16 protein-coding genes and 1 riboswitch are annotated in these 17,842 nt (G+C 60.0%); of the genes, 9 read left to right on the top strand and 7 right to left on the bottom strand.

The annotated features are described in order from the left end of the window. Positions 1–157: 157 nt before the first annotated feature. Positions 158–1,567, bottom strand: a complete 1,410-nt coding sequence (gene ahcY / locus ACIQV9_RS13970; protein WP_403102188.1) for an adenosylhomocysteinase — start codon at positions 1,565–1,567, stop codon at positions 158–160. 23 nt (positions 1,568–1,590) lie between these two features. Continuing rightward, a riboswitch (S-adenosyl-L-homocysteine riboswitch) is annotated at positions 1,591–1,693 on the bottom strand. Positions 1,694–2,048: 355 nt separating this feature from the next. Between ahcY and ACIQV9_RS13965 the strand changes: the two genes are divergently transcribed. Beyond that, positions 2,049–2,453, top strand: a complete 405-nt coding sequence (locus ACIQV9_RS13965) for an acyl-CoA thioesterase (protein ID WP_109635529.1) — start codon at positions 2,049–2,051, stop codon at positions 2,451–2,453. Between the two features lie 182 nt (positions 2,454–2,635). Further along, complete coding sequence (locus tag ACIQV9_RS13960; RefSeq protein WP_403102185.1) at positions 2,636–3,523, top strand: formate/nitrite transporter family protein; 888 nt, start codon at positions 2,636–2,638, stop codon at positions 3,521–3,523. 16 nt (positions 3,524–3,539) lie between these two features. Here the strand turns inward: ACIQV9_RS13960 and ACIQV9_RS13955 are convergent, their stop codons facing one another. Then, positions 3,540–4,709, bottom strand: coding sequence for an MFS transporter (locus tag ACIQV9_RS13955; RefSeq protein ID WP_403102182.1), 1,170 nt, complete (start codon positions 4,707–4,709; stop codon positions 3,540–3,542). Positions 4,710–4,991: 282 nt separating this feature from the next. Here ACIQV9_RS13955 and ACIQV9_RS13950 point away from each other — a divergent pair, with 282 nt between their 5' ends. Both ACIQV9_RS13950 and ACIQV9_RS13945 read left to right on the top strand, forming a co-directional pair. Next, entirely contained in the window at positions 4,992–5,825 is an 834-nt protein-coding gene (locus ACIQV9_RS13950; RefSeq protein ID WP_403102179.1) for an EamA family transporter, read from the top strand. A 40-nt stretch (positions 5,826–5,865) separates the two neighbouring features. Further along, complete coding sequence (locus ACIQV9_RS13945; protein WP_403102176.1) at positions 5,866–6,249, top strand: MAPEG family protein; 384 nt, start codon at positions 5,866–5,868, stop codon at positions 6,247–6,249. Positions 6,250–6,377: 128 nt separating this feature from the next. Here ACIQV9_RS13945 and ACIQV9_RS13940 read toward each other — a convergent pair whose 3' ends face one another. Then, positions 6,378–7,562 carry a murein transglycosylase A gene (locus tag ACIQV9_RS13940; protein WP_403102173.1) on the bottom strand — a complete coding sequence of 395 codons (1,185 nt, stop codon included), beginning with the start codon at positions 7,560–7,562 and terminating at the stop codon, positions 6,378–6,380. Positions 7,563–7,690: 128 nt separating this feature from the next. Between ACIQV9_RS13940 and ACIQV9_RS13935 the strand changes: the two genes are divergently transcribed. Then, on the top strand, positions 7,691–8,140 hold the full coding sequence (locus ACIQV9_RS13935; RefSeq protein ID WP_403102171.1) for a c-type cytochrome: 450 nt from the start codon (positions 7,691–7,693) through the stop codon (positions 8,138–8,140). Positions 8,141–8,279: 139 nt separating this feature from the next. Here ACIQV9_RS13935 and ACIQV9_RS13930 read toward each other — a convergent pair whose 3' ends face one another. The 4 genes from ACIQV9_RS13930 to ACIQV9_RS13915 form a co-directional block, all read right to left on the bottom strand. Continuing rightward, positions 8,280–8,675: a DUF1090 domain-containing protein gene (locus ACIQV9_RS13930; RefSeq protein ID WP_403102168.1), complete on the bottom strand. Its 396-nt coding sequence runs from the start codon at positions 8,673–8,675 to the stop codon at positions 8,280–8,282. Between the two features lie 98 nt (positions 8,676–8,773). Next, a complete protein-coding gene (gene ligB, locus ACIQV9_RS13925) occupies positions 8,774–10,447 on the bottom strand; it encodes an NAD-dependent DNA ligase LigB (protein ID WP_403102165.1) in 1,674 nt (557 codons plus the stop codon). 240 nt (positions 10,448–10,687) lie between these two features. Next, complete coding sequence (gene metK, locus ACIQV9_RS13920; protein ID WP_010466931.1) at positions 10,688–11,878, bottom strand: methionine adenosyltransferase; 1,191 nt, start codon at positions 11,876–11,878, stop codon at positions 10,688–10,690. Positions 11,879–11,896: 18 nt separating this feature from the next. Further along, positions 11,897–12,892 carry an ArsR/SmtB family transcription factor gene (locus ACIQV9_RS13915; RefSeq protein WP_403102162.1) on the bottom strand — a complete coding sequence of 332 codons (996 nt, stop codon included), beginning with the start codon at positions 12,890–12,892 and terminating at the stop codon, positions 11,897–11,899. A gap of 273 nt (positions 12,893–13,165) precedes the next feature. Here ACIQV9_RS13915 and tkt point away from each other — a divergent pair, with 273 nt between their 5' ends. The 4 genes from tkt to ACIQV9_RS13895 all read left to right on the top strand — a co-directional run bounded on the left by tkt (position 13,166) and on the right by ACIQV9_RS13895 (position 17,810). Further along, on the top strand, positions 13,166–15,163 hold the full coding sequence (gene tkt, locus ACIQV9_RS13910) for a transketolase (protein ID WP_403102160.1): 1,998 nt from the start codon (positions 13,166–13,168) through the stop codon (positions 15,161–15,163). Positions 15,164–15,323: 160 nt separating this feature from the next. Beyond that, complete coding sequence (gene epd, locus ACIQV9_RS13905) at positions 15,324–16,373, top strand: erythrose-4-phosphate dehydrogenase (RefSeq protein ID WP_403102157.1); 1,050 nt, start codon at positions 15,324–15,326, stop codon at positions 16,371–16,373. Between the two features lie 17 nt (positions 16,374–16,390). Next, on the top strand, positions 16,391–17,554 hold the full coding sequence (locus ACIQV9_RS13900) for a phosphoglycerate kinase (RefSeq protein WP_033060390.1): 1,164 nt from the start codon (positions 16,391–16,393) through the stop codon (positions 17,552–17,554). Positions 17,555–17,588: 34 nt separating this feature from the next. Continuing rightward, positions 17,589–17,810, top strand: a complete 222-nt coding sequence (locus ACIQV9_RS13895; RefSeq protein ID WP_010466937.1) for a hypothetical protein — start codon at positions 17,589–17,591, stop codon at positions 17,808–17,810. The last annotated feature ends 32 nt before the right edge of the window (positions 17,811–17,842 follow it).

Genomic DNA, 17,842 nt, shown 5'->3' with positions numbered 1-17,842 from the left:
TACGTTCTCTGTAGGAGCGAAGCTTGCTCGCGAATCAGGCGCCTCGGTGTTTCAGAAACGCCGTGGTGAAGCGTTCGCGAGCAAGCTTCGCTCCTACAGAGAGCGGATGATTCCTGCATGAGTCCGCTCCCGATGGGGGAGCGGACAGCAGGACCAATCAGTAGCGGTAAGCGTGCGGCTTGAACGGACCTTCGACGGTCACGCCGATGTAGTCGGCCTGGGTCTTGGTCAGTTGAGTCACAACGCCGCCGAAACCGCGGACCATTTCCAGGGCCACTTCTTCGTCGAGTTTCTTCGGCAGTACTTCAACGGTCAGGCGCTCGGCTTTTTGGGCTGGCGACAGGTCGGCGTACTTCTGGCCGAACAGGAAGATCTGCGCCAGAACCTGGTTGGCGAACGAACCGTCCATGATGCGGCTTGGGTGGCCGGTTGCGTTACCCAGGTTAACCAGACGGCCTTCGGCCAGCAGGATCAGGTAGTCGTCGTTCTGGGCGTCGAATGCGCCAGGGCCGGTACGGTGGATCTTGTGAACCTGTGGCTTCACTTCTTCCCATGCCCAGTTCTTGCGCATGAAAGCGGTGTCGATTTCGTTGTCGAAGTGACCGATGTTGCAGACAACAGCGCGCTTCTTCAGGGCTTTGAGCATGTTTGCGTCGCAAACATTGACGTTGCCGGTGGTGGTCACGATCAGATCAATCTTGCCCAGCAGCGCTTTGTCGATGCTGGCTTCGGTGCCGTCGTTGATGCCGTCGATGAACGGCGAAACCAGCTCGTAGCCGTCCATGCAGGCTTGCATGGCGCAGATCGGATCGACTTCGGAGACTTTAACGATCATGCCTTCCTGACGAAGGGACTGGGCCGAACCCTTGCCCACGTCACCGTAACCGATGACCAGCGCTTGCTTGCCGGACAGCAGGTGGTCGGTACCGCGCTTGATCGCATCGTTCAGGCTGTGACGGCAGCCGTACTTGTTGTCGTTCTTGCTCTTGGTCACCGAGTCGTTGACGTTGATGGCCGGGATTTTCAGCTCGCCCTTGGCCAGCATGTCCAGCAGGCGGTGAACGCCAGTGGTGGTTTCTTCGGTCACGCCGTGGACGCGGTCCAGGATCGCCGGGTATTTCTTGTGCAGCAGCTCGGTCAGGTCGCCGCCGTCGTCGAGGATCATGTTGGCATCCCAAGGCGCGCCATCTTTGAGGATGGTTTGCTCCAGGCACCACTCGTACTCTTCTTCGGTTTCGCCTTTCCAGGCATAAACCGCGATACCGGCAGCGGCGATAGCAGCAGCGGCCTGGTCTTGAGTCGAGAAAATATTGCAGGACGACCAACGCACTTCGGCACCCAGGGCAACCAGGGTTTCGATCAGCACGGCAGTCTGAATGGTCATGTGGATGCAGCCGAGGATCTTGGCGCCTTTGAGCGGCTGCTCACCGGCGTACTTGCGGCGCAGACCCATCAGGGCTGGCATTTCGGATTCGGCGATGATGGTTTCGCGACGGCCCCAGGCAGCCAGGGACATGTCGGCCACTTTGTAATCGTTAAAATCTGCAGGCGTGATAACAGCGCTCATGATGAGCCTCCATTCGTAATGTATGCGAATGGGCGCCGTTGTGCGTTTAGTGTCCGGCCGATCATGGCCAGTCAACGCCCCATCCGAGCCTGACAGGTCGAACCTGCTGCAGCGCCCCTCGGACAGGTGGCGGGAAAACGGTAGCGGGTGGCCCGTGTGGCCCGTTTTTCAGTTCAACTTCGGCGCCAGAAGCCCAGATCCTGCGTTGCTGTTCCTCGCCATAGCGAGCTATGACTTGTCACAGCGCCTTGGCTCTGAACTTCTGGCATCCGAATTTGAACTGAAAAACGGGCCACACGGGCCACGGAACGTTACCGTTTTGAAACGGTGGCGATTATAGCGGGCTATTCTTATCTTCCAAAGCGTTTCTGTTGATGAATGTCCGAACGGTAATCGAGGCCATAGTCGATGCCGAATAGAGCTCTAGGCCGGGCTCTGCCATGATGCCCCCCATCATTCGGCAAGACGCTCAGGAGTGAATATGAATTTCCACACCCGCAAATGGGTAAAACCCGAAGACCTCAACCCCAACGGCACGCTGTTTGGCGGCAGCCTGTTGCGCTGGCTCGACGAAGAAGCGGCGATCTACGCCATCGTCCAGTTGGGCAATCAGCGTGTGGTCACCAAGTACATTTCCGAAATCAACTTTGTCAGCGCCTCGCGCCAGGGCGACATCATCGAACTGGGCATCACCGCCACCGAGTTCGGTCGCACCTCCATCACCCTCAAGTGCGAAGTGCGTAACAAGATCACCCGTAAAAGCATCCTGACGGTGGACAAAATTGTCTTCGTCAACCTGGGTGAAGACGGATTGCCCGCGCCGCACGGCCAGACCGAGATCAAGTACGTCAAAGACCAGTTCAAGGATGATATTGCCAGCGAGTAATGCGAGCTCCGTAGGAGCGAAGCTTGCTCGCGAAGGCGTCATTTGCGTCACCACCAACACCGAGGTGAACCCTTCGCGGGCAAGCCTCGCTCCTACAGAGCCGGTTTCGTTTGGACGGTCAGTGAACAGCTCCGAACCCCGCGTGTCGTACCTACATGACACACCACCGGTTCCGGAGCTTTATGGATACCAAGAAAGACGGCAAGACCCCAAACCTGTCGCCGGAAGAACAGCACGACGTCGACAAAAGCCAGCCACCACGAGCAGCGGTGCTGCACGAAATCATCCGTACCCAGGGCGATCAGGAACTCGAGCGCAGTGTCGCTGCCTTGTGGTGGTCGGCACTGGCCGCCGGCCTGACCATGGGCCTGTCGCTGATGGCCATGGGACTGCTCAACTCCCGACTGCCGGACGGTGAAGGCTTCAAGGTGATCGCCAGTTTCGGCTACTGCGCCGGCTTTCTCGCGGTCATCCTCGCCCGTCAGCAATTGTTCACCGAGAACACCCTGACGGCTGTGCTGCCGATCATGACCAAACCCACACTGAACAATTTCGGGCGATTGCTACGCCTGTGGTCAGTGGTGCTGGTCGGCAACCTCTGCGGCACGCTGCTCGTGGCCTACGTGATGCTCAATTTGCCGATTTTCGACAGCAAGACCGACCTGGCCTTCCTCGATATCGGGCGCAAGATCATGGAAAACGACGCCAGCCAGATGTTCGCCAAAGGCATCGTCTCGGGCTGGATGATTGCAACCATGGTCTGGATGATCCCGTCCATGGAAAGCGCCAAGATGTGGATCATCATCCTCATCACCTACCTCATGGCGCTCGGGGATTTCACCCACATCGTGGTGGGGTCGGCCGAAGTCTCGTACCTGGTGTTTGCCGGCGAGTTGCCGTGGAAGGATTTCTGGCTGGTGTTCGCCGGGCCGACGCTGGCGGGGAATATCATCGGCGGCAGCTTTATCTTCGCGCTGATCAGCCATGCGCAGATCCGCAGCGAGAGCGGGCCGCCGAAGAAGACGGCGGATCAAAGCCAGGAACCCGATCCGCAGAAAAGCAAAGAATGATCAGTGACGCAGTTGCTCAGCCGGACACATTAACTGCTGCAGTACTGCGACGTTGCAGGTAGATGAAGAAAAGCGCTGTCAGCACCGTCAGCCCGCTGACTAGCGCGCCAGTCCACGGCAGGTCCGCCAGATCTGCACCGCTGGCAACAACTAACCCGCCAATCCAGGCGCCGGCCGCGTTACCGAGATTGAAGGCGCTCTGGTTCAGCGTCGAGCCGAGGTTCGGGGCTTCATGCGCCTGATCGATGATCAGCAGTTGCAGAATCGGGCACAGGGCAAACGCAAAAATCCCCCACAGCACCAGCGTGATCGCCGCCGGAATGACCGAGTGGCTGGTTTGCGTGAATGCCGCCAGCACGACTAATACGGCCAGTGCCATACCGACCAATGAAGGCAGCAATCGGCTGTCCGCCAGACGACCGCCCAGCATGCTGCCCGCCGTCAGGCCGACGCCAAACAACAGCAGCATGATCGTCACGCCATGGGGGCTGACACCGGTGATGTCCTGCAGAATCGGCGCGATGTAGGTGAACACGCTGAACAGGCTGGTCGACGCCAGCACGCTCATGCCCAAGGCCAGCAACACATTGACCTTGCCCAGCACTTTGAACTCGCTGGCGAGGTTGGCCTTGTCCATCGCGATGTCCTTCGGCAGCCAAAGCCACTGCGCGAGCGCTGCAATGACGCCGATCACCGAGACCGCCCAGAACGTCGAACGCCAGCCGGCGTATTGCCCGAGCGCGGTGCCCAATGGCACTCCGAGCACGTTGGCCAGCGTCAGGCCGGTGAACATCATGGCAATGGCCTGCGCCCTTTTGTTCGGCGCAACCAGGCCTGCCGCGACCACCGAGCCGATGCCGAAAAACGCACCGTGGCACAACGCGGTGACCACCCGTGCGGCCATCAACGTGGCGTAGTTCGGCGCCAATGCGCACAGCACGTTGCCAACGATGAACATCAGCGTCATGCCCAATAGCGTGGCTTTGCGCGGCATGTTGGCGGTGCCGATCGCAAGGATCGGCGCGCCGAACACCACGCCCAGGGCGTAGCCGGTAATCAGCAGGCCAGCGTGGGGAATGCTCACGGCGAGGTCGCGGGCGACGTCGGGCAGCAAGCCCATGATGACGAATTCAGTGGTGCCGATGCCAAACGCGGCAACAGCGAGGGCAAGCAAGGCGAGTGGCATGCGCAAGGTCTCTGTCGGTAGTCTTGACGCTCTGATCAGGCATACGCATGCCGATGGCCGTTCTCGAAGAGAGCGGGCAGGGGCAGAAATTATTGGAATTAGTCTGTGCGCAACTGAGTGCGGCGTGGTCGCTGGCAGTATAAACAGCTGCTGACCTATGGCGAATCAATTATCCCGCCGGATTCTGTAGGAGCCAGGCTTGCCGGCGAAGGCAATCGCAAAGACGCCTTCGCCGGCAAGCCTGGCTCCTACAGGGAGGCGGGACAAAATAAGGAGTATGCCGTGCTTGCGACGGCTCTGGTGTTGGTGGCGGCGCTGTTGCACGCGGCGTGGAATACCCTGATCAAGTTCAGCGCCGAACGGCTGCTGGTGGTGGCCTGCATGGACAGCGTCGCGATGCTGTTTGTCGCCCTGATGCTGCCGTTCGTGGCGCTGCCACCGATTGAAATCTGGCCGTGGATTCTGGCGTCGGCGGCGTTCGAACTGCTCTATCGCTATCTGCTGATCCAGGCGTATAGGGTCGGCGACCTCGGCTTGGTCTATCCGTTGATGCGTGGACTGTCGCCGCTGGTGGTGCTGGCACTGACGCTGATCTTCGCTGGCGAAGTGCTGACGAATCAGCAGATCTTCGGAATCCTGTTGATCCCGTTTGGCATGCTGTGCCTGCTCTGGCAGGGTGGCGGCGGTGCGCGTCTGCCGTGGTCGATGTTGCCGGTGGTGGCGCTGATCGGCCTGTGCATCGGCTGCTACACCTTCATCGATGGCCAGGCGTTACGGCGCTGGTCGCACCCTCGGGACTATCTGGTCTGGGTCACGTTGCTCAGCGCCTGGCCGTTCCCGCTGCTGGCGTGGGTGCGCAAGCGCCCGGCGTTCATGCTGTTCTGGCGTGAACAGTGGCGACTGGGCTTGGCGGTCGGGTTCTGCGTGTTGTTCAGCTACGCTTTGGTGCTGTGGGCAATGCAGCTGGGGTCGATTGCCGAAGCGGCGGCGTTGCGCGAGATCAGCGTGATCCTGGTGGTGCTGTTCGGCATGCGTTACCTGAAAGAACCTTTCGGCAGGCCAAGGCTCTTAGCCTGTGGGCTCGTGCTGATCGGTATTTTGGTAATGAAGTTCTGACGGGTATTCAACATTCTAAAACTGAAGAAAGGATTGCTTTATGACGGTTGCTCTGTGGTGCATTTTGATCGCGATTTTCCTGCCCTATCTCTGCACGGGCATTGCCAAGGTCAGTGGCAGGTTCGGGCTGCAAGACAACCATGACCCCCGGGACTTTCTTGATTCGCTGAATGGTTTGGGTAGACGCGCGTATGCGGCGCAACTGAACAGTTTTGAAGTGACCCCGGCGTTCGCGATCGCGGTGATTGTTGCGCACCTGGTGGGCACGGCGCAGCTGGTGACGGTCAACGTGCTGGCGGTGCTGTTTATCACCAGTCGGCTGCTGTACATCATTTGCTACCTGGCGGACTGGGCGATTTTGCGGTCGTTGGTGTGGTTTGTGGGGATGGGGTTGATCGTCAGTTTTTTTGTGGTGTCGGTCTGAGAATACTTCGCTGGTTTTGCCGGCCTCATCGCGGGCAAGCCCGCTCCCACAGTTGATCTCTGGTGTTGCATAGATCTAATGTGGGAGCGGGCTTGCCCGCGATGACTATCTACCTGCCAATACATGGCTTAAGGATTGGCCTTCACCGCATCAGCCACCTGTGGCACTTGCGGCAACGCTGCACCTTTAGGCCAAAGCATCCAGATCTGCCCTTGCTGTTTCATATCCCCGGCCAATTGCCCGGCCGCCTCGCCAGTGCCCCAGAACAGATCTGCACGCACTTCACCGGCAATCGCGCCGCCCGTGTCTTGCGCCGCGACGGGCCGTACCAGCGCGGTGCCGTCCGGTTTGGTGGTCGATAACCACAACAGGCTGCCCAACGGAATCACTTTGCGGTCCACTGCCGCGCTGTAACCGGCCGTCAGCGGAACGTTCAGCGAGCCGCGTGGGCCTTCGTTGCTGTCCGGGTTGCGAGTGAAGAACACATAACTCGGGTTGCTGCCCAGCAGTTCTGGAATACGCGATGGATTGGCCTTGGCCCACGTGCTGATCGCACCCATGGTCACGTCTTCTTTTTTCAGCTCGCCTTGCTCCACCAGCCAGCGCCCGATTGGCCGGTACGGATGACCATTCTGGTCAGCGTAAGCGATGCGCAACTGACGACCGTCGTCGAGCTGAATGCGCCCCGAACCCTGGATTTGCAGGAATTGCAGGTTCATCGGGTCGGTCAGCCAGGCAACCACTGGCGCCTTGACCCCATTGGTCTCGATCGTTGCCGCATCGTCGTAAGGCTTGAGCACGCGTCCTTCGAGGCGTCCGCGCAGGCGTTTGCCTTTGAGCTCGGGGTAGATGCTGTCCAGCGAGACAATGATCATGTCCTCGGGCACGCCGTACACCGGAATGTTCGCCACTTCGGTCTGGGTCAGGCTGCCGGGGTAGACCGGCTCGTAATAACCGGTGATCAAACCGTTGGGATTATCATTGGCGGCGCGCAGGCCGTAGACATCGAGGTTCTGCTTGAGAAAGCCGCGAATGTCGCTGGCGGTCTGCGGCACATTGGCGGATGCCGCACAGGTCGAGCCCCAGACCGGGTCGGCCTTGAGTCGGGTGCAGGCGCTGCGCCACGAGCCGAAACCGGCGACGAGGTCGGTGTCGGACACCGCCGGCAGCGCTTCCCAGGTGGCACTGGAGTAGGTCGCCAGCGCGTGGGTCTTAGGGGTGTTGTTATCGCCGCCGGTGCAGCCAGCGAGCACGGCCACCATTGGAAGAGTCCACACGAGGTGGTGACGCCATGCCTTGAAACGGCTGTTCATGGAGTAATTCCTTTGCCGGTTGCCTGAGTGCTCCATGCGCTCAAACAACCCGTATTGATAATAGGGCTATTGGTCTTTGCCGATGACGCGAGGATACTGGCCGCCGTTTCCCGTGACCTGAAGCCACCATGACTCTTAAAAGACTTTCTGTTGTATTGCTGGCCTGCCTGACCTTGTCTGCCTGCGGCGGTGTCGACCCGAATTCGCCGCTGGGACAACGCAAGGCGATCTTCAAACAGATGCTCAAGACCGGCGAAGACCTGGGCGGCATGTTGCGTGGTCGTATCCCGTTCGACGGTCCGAAATTTGCGGAAGGCGCCGTGAAACTCGACGCCTTGTCCCGTGAACCTTGGAAGCATTTCCCGCAGGTGCGCGAAGAAGATCACACCAGCGCCAAGGACAATGTGTGGCAGCAGCAGGCACGCTTCCAGGAAATGGTCCGCACCCTTGAAACCGCCACCGGTGAATTGGTGATTGCCAGCAAGGTTCAGCCTTACAAGGCCAGTAACCTGGGGCCTGCGATGCAGAAAGTCGAAGATGCCTGTAGTGCCTGCCATAAAGAGTTTCGGGATCATTGATTGGTGGTGCTCTGGCTGCGTCGATCGTTCCCATGCTCCGCGTGGGATTGCCTCAAGGGACGCTCCGCGTCCAGTGACGCGGAGCGTCACGGGCTGCGTTCCCACGCAGGGGCGTGGGAACGATCAATCATCCTGAAACTTACTTGTCCAACTCATCGAGCGCGTCCTGCAATTCCTTGCGGGACTCGGCGAGTTTGTCTTTGCGCTTGTTGATCTTGTCCGGATCGCCTTTCTTCATGGCTTTGTCCAGGTCGGCCTGACGCTTGCTGACTTCATGCTTGGCGTCGAGCACCTTGTTTTCCCGTTCCTTCTTCAGCGAGGCGTCGGTGCAATGGGTGGTGACTTCGCTCAGGGCCGTTTCGAGGCCGGTCTGCTGTTCGGTGTTGCCATGGGATTTGGCCAGTTCGATCTGATTGATGATGCCCTGCTTCTTGGCGGCGCAGCCCGTCAGTCCCGGGGCTTCTTCGGCGGCCATCAGGGGAGCGGCCATCACGCTGCAAAGGGTCAGCAAGGCGAGCGGTGAAAGAAATTTCATAAAAGCTCCATGTGCAAAGGCAATCGGGTCGATGTGGCGATGGGCGTTTGAGCCCGTCGGCACCTTTGGGTTCCCGGGCTGCCAGGTGTCGTCGGCATCTAAAAACCGTCAATCCCGGCCATACGTAATGTTTGACTCAGTGCCAGGACGTGCGGGTCGCGGAAAAAGGCGCTCAGTTGCGCCGCCCGTCCTGGGCCGATACCTGCTTCTGCCTGCCATTGTTCGGTGTTTCTATTTGCCAGTTCCTGCCATGAATCGGCAAGTCGTGCCTGGCCGGTCGGCGGCAACCCCAAGGCTTTGAGCCAGCGAGCGAAAGGGCGTTGCCGGGCGCTGTGAAAACTGTCTGAAAGACGAGCCGCGCTGCGCTCGCCGAAGCCGGCAATGTTAGCAAGCTCTTGAGCATCGAGGGTCAACCAATCCAGCAGGCTGTTGAGGCGGCCTGTTTCGAAAAGTTTCTCCCAAGTGCCAGGGCCGACATGGGACAAAGCCAGTCCTTGTTTGCCGCTGAGCCAGGTCAGGCGCGCGAGGAATTGGCTTTCGCATCCTGAGGTTGGTTGCCAGCAACTCAAATGATGAAAGTCGGCCGCTGATGGCACGGTCAACTCAGTGCGTTCGGTACTGCGCAGCACGACGCCATCCAGTCTCGGAATGGTCAGGCCCGCCAGGGTCACGGACACCTGATCCCCGGGACGGATATCCAGCTCCTCCCAGCGTCGCAGGGAGCTGACGCTCACACGCTTGATCTGTCGGTCATCAAGCTTCACCGGCGTTAGATCCAGCACCGGTGTAATCCGGCCCGTCCGCCCAATCTTGAAGTGGACCTTGCGCACTTCGGCCAGTGCCTGGGCGAACGGATACTTCCAGGCAACGCTCCAGAAGGATGGTCGCGCCTGCCAGCGTTCGGCCGGTGGGCGCTGGCTCTGACGCAAAACGACACCGTCACTGGCGAAGGGCAGGGGCGTGCGATACCAGTGATCGCGCCATCGTTCAGCGTCGGCGAACACCTTGATTGGCTGGCTGTAAGGCGCAGCGCCCGGGAAACCCATTTTATCGAGAGCCGCTACGCGGGCCGACAGGCTTGCCGGACCTTGCGGCCAATCCCAGACAAACAACCCGATACCATTTGCCTGCTCGGCGTTCAGCTCCTTGCGTGCCATCAACCCGGCCACCGTGGAGCGGGCGTTGAGGCTGCCTGCCTTGGCTTGCACATGGTCGGTCAGGCGCCAGTAGAGTTCGCCTTGCACCAGCAAATCCAATGGTTGCAGCAGTTGCCGGGGGATGGCCTCGATCAGTCGGGCCGAGGCGGTCCAGTCCTGGCCGTTCAAGCCGTCACCTCGACTGATCGCTTGATGCAGAGTGCCGTTGCGATAGATCAACGTCACGGCCACGCCGTCGACCTTGGGTTGTATCCAGATGTCATTGCGCTTGCGTAGCCAATGCTCGACGGCTCTGCCATCACGCAGTTTTTCCAGGCCCGTGTGGGCGATGGGGTGGGCCATCTTGCCGCCCGCCGTGCGCAAGGGGTCGGGGGGCAGACCCAGGTCAAAACACTCACGCCATTCGCTCAATCGCGCGCGGGATTGATCGTAGATTTCGTCGGCAACCAGCGAACGTCCGTGGCGGTGATAGTTGTCGTCCCAGAAGTCGATTTGTTTTTGCAGGGCGGTGATTTCGTCCAGGGCGCGGGCGGGTGGCCAGTCGGGGCAGTCAGCAGCGTTTGCGCTCAGGCAAAGCAGGGGCAGGAACAAACAGGAAAACAGGCGCAGAAGCATCGTGAGCGTCCTTGCTCAGGGGGAATGCTTTAAGGTTAGCCAGCTTTCGAGGGGCGGCTTCGAGGATGTTTTTCGGTGTGTTTCGAGACAAAAGAACGCAGCCTCGTTTCACTCGACAGCTGCTACAGAGATTCGTGTAGCAGCTGTCGAGTGAAACGAGGCTGCGTTCTATCGAATTGCGCGCAATAAAAAACCCCGCACGGCGAACCGTGCGGGGTTTTTGGTACCACCAGGAAAGTCTTACAGGCCGGCTGCAGTACGCAGGTCGTCGGCGCGGTCGGTCTTTTCCCAGGTGAACGTGGTGAAGGTATCTTCGCCCACAGTCTTGGTCGCCGGGGTGCGACCGAAGTGGCCGTACGCAGCGGTTTCCTGGTACATCGGGTGCAGCAGGTCGAGCATGGTGGTGATCGCGTATGGACGCAGGTCGAAAATTTCGCGAACCAGTTTGACGATCTTGTCGTCGCTGATCTTGCCGGTGCCGAAGGTGTTCAACGAGATCGACGTCGGCTGGGCAACGCCAATCGCGTAGGAAACCTGAATCTCGCAACGCTCGGCCAGGCCAGCAGCAACGATGTTCTTGGCGACATAACGACCAGCGTAGGCGGCCGAACGGTCAACCTTCGATGGATCTTTACCGGAGAACGCACCGCCGCCGTGACGGGCCATGCCGCCGTAGCTGTCGACGATGATCTTGCGACCGGTCAGGCCGCAGTCGCCCACCGGGCCACCGATGATGAACTGGCCAGTCGGGTTGATGTGGAACTGGGTGTCTTTGGTCAGCAGTTCGGCAGGCAGTACGTGCTTGACGATCAGCTCCATCACGCCTTCGCGCAGGTCTTTGTACGACACTTCAGGGTTGTGCTGAGTCGACAGTACAACAGCGTCGATACCAACAACCTTGCCGCCTTCGTAACGGCAAGTCACTTGCGACTTGGCGTCCGGGCGCAACCAAGGCAGCAGGCCGGATTTACGGGCTTCGGCCTGGCGTTGCACCAGTTGGTGCGAGAAGGTGATCGGTGCTGGCATCAGCACGTCGGTTTCGTTGCTGGCGTAGCCGAACATCAGGCCTTGGTCGCCGGCACCCTGATCTTCAGGCTTGGCACGGTCGACGCCCTGGTTGATGTCAGGGGACTGCTTGCCGATGATGTTCATCACGCCGCAAGTGGCACCGTCGAAGCCAACATCAGAGCTGTTGTAGCCGATGTCCAGAATGACGTTACGCACGATTTCTTCCAGATCGACCCAGGCCGACGTGGTGACTTCACCTGCGATAATTGCCACGCCGGTCTTGACCAGCGTCTCGCACGCCACGCGGGCGAACTTGTCTTCAGCAATGATGGCGTCCAGCACCGCATCGGAAATCTGGTCGGCGATTTTGTCCGGATGTCCTTCGGACACGGACTCGGAGGTGAAGAGGGAGTATTCGCTCATCTCGATTTTTTCCTGAATTTACCGATGGTGAGTGTCGCCAGCCGGTCGCTGAAAATGGCGGACCTGGATCTGGAAACCATTACGTAAGCCTACATAGAGGCTTTCCCCGGGAACGAGTCCCGCAGCGGTGGCCCAACGGGCCAAATCGTCCTGTTCAAACCCCAACCAGAGATCACCGCAGGCCTCCCTGGCCCAACTCTGGTTGTGGCTACATAACTCTGTCACGAGCAGGCTACCGCCCGGTTGCAGCAAGTCGGCCATGTGCTTGAGCGCTTCGGCCGGCGCGGCGAAATGGTGCAGCACCATGTTCAGTACAACGCAATCGGCCTGAAGGCTCACGCCATTCAATGCATCGGCCAGTTGCAGGCTGACGTTAGCCAGCGTTTCACGTTCGCAGACCTGACGCGCCAGTTCGAGCATCGCCGGGCTGTTGTCCAGCGCCGTGACCTCGGTGAAGCGGCGCGCCAGTTCCGGCAAAAATTCACCGTCGCCGGGGCCGACTTCGATGGCCGTCGCGCCTTCACTGAAACCCAGCTTGTCGAGCAAAGCCACCACGCTTTCGCGGTACTGTGGCAGGCCGGCGATCAAGTCTTGCTGGGCACGAAATTTCTCCGCCACCCGTGAGAAAAAGTCCTGGCTGGCTGCCGCTCGTTGCCCATGGACCTGAGCGATCCGCGCCTGCACATCGGCCGGCAGGGTCAGGTTGTCAACTTCTTCCAGAAGGGCGGCGTGCAGCTTGCCGCCCAGCAATTCGGTGTGGGGCAGGGCGCGACGGTAGAAAATCGCGTTGCCTTCACGGCGGGTCGCCACCAGGTCGGCCTGGGCCAGGACCTTGAGGTGGTGACTCATGCCGGACTGACCAATCCCGAAGATCTGCGCCAGTTCCAGTACGCCAAATGAATCGTTGGCCAGCGCGCGCAATACATTCAGTCGCAGAGGATCGCCGCCGGCCTTGCACAGGGCCGCCAGCTCATCGCAATCGTCATGTCGAATGGAAGGCACACGTAAATTCATAAGGCCAGCAGTCTAGTGACGCTCAGAAATCACCGCAAGGGCAATATCAAAAAGTTTTGATATTGGTCGATAGATGGCACTTCCAGACGTTAGGTTCAGTCAACAAACGAACTGCAGAAAGGTTTCATCAGTCGAAACCGCTGTTAACAATTGGAAAAACGCCTCCAGATGACTATCTGTCATTGCCCCGAGGCGGGTGGGTGAGGGAAAATGCTCGCCTTTTTTCCGTTTCGTTTTATTCACTCTCGATACAGAACCCGCAGGAGAACAGCGATGCCCAGCCGTCGTGAGCGTGCCAACGCCATTCGTGCCCTCAGCATGGATGCCGTGCAAAAAGCCAACAGCGGCCATCCCGGTGCCCCGATGGGTATGGCGGATATCGCCGAAGTACTTTGGCGTGACTACCTGAAGCACAACCCGAGCAATCCATCGTTCGCCGACCGTGACCGCTTCGTGCTGTCCAACGGTCACGGCTCGATGTTGATCTACTCGCTGCTGCACCTGACCGGCTACGACCTGTCGATCGATGACCTGAAAAACTTCCGCCAGCTGCACAGCCGCACCCCGGGTCACCCGGAATTCGGCTACACCCCGGGCGTTGAAACCACCACCGGTCCACTGGGCCAAGGCCTGGCCAACGCCGTTGGTTTCGCCCTGGCTGAAAAAGTCCTGGCGGCGCAGTTCAACCGTCCTGGCCACAACGTTGTCGATCACCACACCTACGTGTTCCTGGGTGATGGCTGCATGATGGAAGGCATTTCCCACGAAGTCGGCTCCCTGGCCGGTACTTTGGGCCTGGGCAAACTGATCGCCTTCTACGATGACAACGGCATCTCCATCGACGGCGAAGTCGAAGGCTGGTTCACCGACGACACTCCGAAGCGTTTCGAAGCCTACAACTGGCAAGTGATCCGCAATGTCGACGGTCACGACCCGGAAGAAATCAAGATCGCGATCGAGACTGCACGCAAAAGCGAGCAACCGACGCTGATCTGCTGCAAGACCACCATCGGTTTCGGTTCGCCGAACAAGCAAGGTAAAGAAGACTGCCACGGCGCTCCATTGGGCGACGCGGAAATCGCGCTGACCCGTGCTGCACTGAAATGGAACCACGGTCCGTTCGAAATCCCGGCTGACATCTATGCCGAGTGGGACGCCAAGGAAGCTGGCCGCGCGGCCGAAGCCGAGTGGGATCAGCGTTTCGCTGCCTACTCCGCAGCGTTCCCTGAGCTGGCCAACGAACTGGTCCGTCGCCTGGGCGGCGATCTGCCGGAAGACTTCGCCGAAAAAGCCTCGGCTTACATCGCTGAAGTTGCGGCCAAGGGCGAGACCATCGCCAGCCGTAAAGCCAGCCAGAACGCACTGAATGCCTACGGCCCGCTGTTGCCTGAACTGCTGGGCGGCTCCGCTGACCTGGCCGGTTCCAACCTGACCCTGTGGAAAGGTTGCAAAGGTGTTTCGGCTGAAGACGCCAGCGGCAACTACATGTACTACGGCGTTCGCGAGTTCGGCATGAGCGCGATCATGAATGGCGTGACTCTGCACGGTGGCCTGGTACCTTACGGCGCCACCTTCCTGATGTTCATGGAATACGCTCGCAACGCCGTGCGCATGGCCTCGCTGATGAAGAAACGCGTGGTGTTCGTCTACACCCACGACTCCATCGGTCTGGGCGAAGACGGCCCGACTCACCAGCCGATCGAGCAACTGACCAGCCTGCGCAGCACGCCGAACCTCGACACCTGGCGTCCAGCCGATGCCGTTGAATCGGCGGTTTGCTGGAAAGCAGCCATCGAACGCAAGGACGGCCCTTCGGCGCTGATCTTCTCGCGTCAGAACCTGCAGCACCAAACCCGTGATGCCGGCCAGATCGCCGACATCGCCCGTGGCGGTTATGTGTTGAAGGACTGCGCAGGCGAGCCTGAGCTGATCCTGATCTCCACCGGTTCGGAAGTCGGTCTGGCGGTTCAGGCTTACGACAAGCTGACCGAGCAAGGCCGTAAGGTGCGCGTTGTTTCGATGCCGTGCACCAGCGTGTTCGATGCCCAGGACGCCGGCTACAAGCAAGCGGTCCTGCCGTTGCAAGTCAGCGCCCGTATCGCCATCGAAGCCGCCCACGCGGACTACTGGTACAAGTACGTGGGCCTGGAAGGCCGCGTCATCGGCATGACCACCTACGGCGAGTCGGCGCCTGCACCGGCCTTGTTCGAAGAGTTCGGCTTCACCCTGGAAAACATCCTGGGCCAGGCTGAAGAGCTGCTGGAAGACTGATCCAGAAGTAGCGTTATCGGGGCTGACGTCTTCGCGGGCAAGCCTCGCTCCTACAGGGGATCGCGTTGTTTTCAAGACAACCGAAGACCTGTAGGAGCGAGGCTTGCCCGCGAAGGCGGCAGTCCTGGCAACCTCATTCCCAAGCTTCATCGAGAACCCCATGCCTCAACCGCGTCCTTACAAAGTTGCACTCAACGGCTACGGCCGGATTGGTCGTTGCGTCTTGCGTGCGTTGTTTGAGCGAGGCGAAAAGGCCGGGTTTGAAATTGTCGCGATCAACGATCTGGCTGACATGGCCAGCATCGAGTACCTGACACGCTTCGACTCCACTCACGGGCGATTTCCCGGTGAAGTGCGAGTAGAGGGCGATTGTCTGCATATTAATGGCGACTGCGTGAAAGTCCTGCGCAGTGCCACCCCCGAAGGCATCGATTGGGCGTCCCTGGGCGTCGATCTGGTGCTGGAGTGCTCCGGCGCTTACCACACGCGAGCCGATGGCCAGCGCTTCCTTGATGCCGGCGCGCCCCGTGTGCTGTTTTCCCAGCCGATGGCCAGCGAGGCGGATGTCGACGCCACCATCGTCTACGGTGTGAACCAGGATTGCCTGACCGGCGACGAGCTGCTGGTGTCCAACGCGTCCTGCACCACCAACTGCGGCGTGCCGCTGTTGCGCCTGCTGGATCAGGCCATTGGTCTGGAATACGTGTCGATCACCACCATCCACTCGGCGATGAACGATCAGCCGGTCATCGACGCCTATCATCACGAAGACCTGCGCCGCACGCGTTCGGCGTTCCAGTCGGTGATTCCGGTGTCCACTGGTCTGGCACGTGGCATCGAACGCCTGCTGCCGGAACTTGCCGGGCGAATTCAGGCCAAAGCCGTGCGGGTGCCGACGGTTAACGTGTCCTGCCTCGACATTACGATGCAGACCGTGAGCGACACCGACGCCACCGAGGTCAACCGGATTCTGCGCGAGGCTGCCACCAGCGGCCCGCTCAAAGGCCTTCTGGCCTACACCGAATTGCCTCACGCCAGTTGTGATTTCAACCATGACCCACATTCGGCCATCGTCGATGCCAGTCAGACCCGAGTTTCCGGCCCCCGGCTGGTGAACATCCTGGCCTGGTTCGACAACGAATGGGGTTTTGCCAACCGAATGCTGGACGTTGCAGAACACTATCTGCAAACAGCGACTCAAAAACCGTAAACCAGGAATTGCGACCCATGACCGTGTTGAAGATGACCGACCTCGATCTGCAAGGTAAGCGCGTACTGATCCGCGAAGACCTCAACGTCCCAGTCAAGGACGGTGTTGTCACCAGCGATGCGCGAATCCTGGCTTCGCTGCCGACCATCAAGCTGGCCCTGGAAAAAGGCGCGGCCGTGATGGTCTGCTCGCACCTGGGCCGTCCGACCGAAGGCGAGTTCTCGGCCGAGAACAGCCTCAAGCCAGTCGCTGACTACCTGAGCAAGGCCCTGGGCCGCGAAGTGCCGCTGGTCGCCGATTACTTGGGCGGCGTCGACGTCAAGGCCGGCGACATCGTGCTGTTCGAAAACGTGCGCTTCAACAAAGGCGAGAAAAAGAACGCTGACGAACTGGCCCAGCAATACGCCGCCCTGTGCGACGTGTTCGTGATGGACGCCTTCGGCACCGCTCACCGCGCCGAGGGTTCGACCCACGGCGTGGCCAAGTTCGCCAAAGTCGCCGCCGCTGGCCCGCTGCTGGCTGCTGAACTGGACGCGCTGGGCAAAGCCCTCGGTGCCCCGGCCCAGCCAATGGCTGCCATCGTCGCCGGCTCCAAGGTCTCGACCAAACTCGACGTGCTGAACAGCCTGAGCCAGATCTGCAACCAGCTGATCGTCGGCGGCGGCATTGCCAACACCTTCCTGGCCGCTGCCGGTCATCCGGTCGGCAAGTCCCTGTACGAGCCGGATCTGCTGGACACCGCTCGCGCCATCGCCGCCAAGGTCAGCGTGCCGCTGCCGGTCGATGTCGTGGTTGCCAAGGAATTCGCTGAAAGCGCCACCGCTACCGTCAAGCTGATTGCTGACGTGGCCGCCGACGACATGATCCTGGACATCGGCCCGCAGACTGCGGCGAATTTCGCCGAGCTGCTGAAGTCGTCCAAGACCATCCTGTGGAACGGCCCGGTGGGCGTGTTCGAATTCGACCAGTTCGGTAACGGCACCAAAGTCCTGGCCCAGGCCATCGCGGAAAGCTCGGCGTTCTCCATCGCTGGCGGCGGCGACACCCTGGCCGCCATCGATAAATATGGCGTTGCCGACCAGATCTCCTACATTTCTACCGGTGGCGGTGCGTTCCTCGAGTTCGTGGAAGGCAAGGTGTTGCCAGCCGTTGAAGTCCTGGAAAGCCGGGCCAAGGCTTGAGGTCGTCCATTTGACCACGCAAAGGAGTGTTTCCATGGTCAAGCCGTTAGCGCTGTTGATCGCTGCGGGTATGCTGGTGGCTTGCGGGAGTAACCCGAAAGCCAAGCCGGAACCTGCGCCGCAGTCGGTGGAAAAAGGCTGCTACCAGGCCGACTGGCAAGCGGAAACCAACCCGGTGATCAACAAGCGTTCCGGGCCTGATGGCCTGGAGAAATACGAGACACAGACCCCGGCCAAGGAACATGGTTGCCCTTGACGGGTCAGACACTTTACTCAGGGCTGGCAGCG

Origin of the sequence: Pseudomonas sp. NPDC099000 (assembly GCF_044759925.1) — a bacterium.
Taxonomy (GTDB): Bacteria; Pseudomonadota; Gammaproteobacteria; order Pseudomonadales; family Pseudomonadaceae; genus Aquipseudomonas.
This window is presented reverse-complemented; position numbering and strand designations above follow the sequence as displayed.

What these genes read in the sequence shown, in the direction of transcription:
- ACIQV9_RS13965 (WP_109635529.1), top strand. Translation starts at nt 2,049, where the DNA reads ATGAATTTCCACACCCGCAAATGGGTAAAACCCGAAGACCTCAACCCC.
- ACIQV9_RS13930 (WP_403102168.1), bottom strand. Translation starts at nt 8,675, where the DNA reads ATGAAATTTCTTTCACCGCTCGCCTTGCTGACCCTTTGCAGCGTGATG.
- ACIQV9_RS13945 (WP_403102176.1), top strand. Translation starts at nt 5,866, where the DNA reads ATGACGGTTGCTCTGTGGTGCATTTTGATCGCGATTTTCCTGCCCTAT.
- ligB (WP_403102165.1), bottom strand. Translation starts at nt 10,447, where the DNA reads ATGCTTCTGCGCCTGTTTTCCTGTTTGTTCCTGCCCCTGCTTTGCCTG.
- ACIQV9_RS13935 (WP_403102171.1), top strand. Translation starts at nt 7,691, where the DNA reads ATGACTCTTAAAAGACTTTCTGTTGTATTGCTGGCCTGCCTGACCTTG.
- tkt (WP_403102160.1), top strand. Translation starts at nt 13,166, where the DNA reads ATGCCCAGCCGTCGTGAGCGTGCCAACGCCATTCGTGCCCTCAGCATG.
- ACIQV9_RS13960 (WP_403102185.1), top strand. Translation starts at nt 2,636, where the DNA reads ATGGATACCAAGAAAGACGGCAAGACCCCAAACCTGTCGCCGGAAGAA.
- metK (WP_010466931.1), bottom strand. Translation starts at nt 11,878, where the DNA reads ATGAGCGAATACTCCCTCTTCACCTCCGAGTCCGTGTCCGAAGGACAT.
- ACIQV9_RS13915 (WP_403102162.1), bottom strand. Translation starts at nt 12,892, where the DNA reads ATGAATTTACGTGTGCCTTCCATTCGACATGACGATTGCGATGAGCTG.
- ACIQV9_RS13955 (WP_403102182.1), bottom strand. Translation starts at nt 4,709, where the DNA reads ATGCCACTCGCCTTGCTTGCCCTCGCTGTTGCCGCGTTTGGCATCGGC.
- ACIQV9_RS13895 (WP_010466937.1), top strand. Translation starts at nt 17,589, where the DNA reads ATGGTCAAGCCGTTAGCGCTGTTGATCGCTGCGGGTATGCTGGTGGCT.
- ACIQV9_RS13900 (WP_033060390.1), top strand. Translation starts at nt 16,391, where the DNA reads ATGACCGTGTTGAAGATGACCGACCTCGATCTGCAAGGTAAGCGCGTA.
- ahcY (WP_403102188.1), bottom strand. Translation starts at nt 1,567, where the DNA reads ATGAGCGCTGTTATCACGCCTGCAGATTTTAACGATTACAAAGTGGCC.
- epd (WP_403102157.1), top strand. Translation starts at nt 15,324, where the DNA reads ATGCCTCAACCGCGTCCTTACAAAGTTGCACTCAACGGCTACGGCCGG.
- ACIQV9_RS13940 (WP_403102173.1), bottom strand. Translation starts at nt 7,562, where the DNA reads ATGAACAGCCGTTTCAAGGCATGGCGTCACCACCTCGTGTGGACTCTT.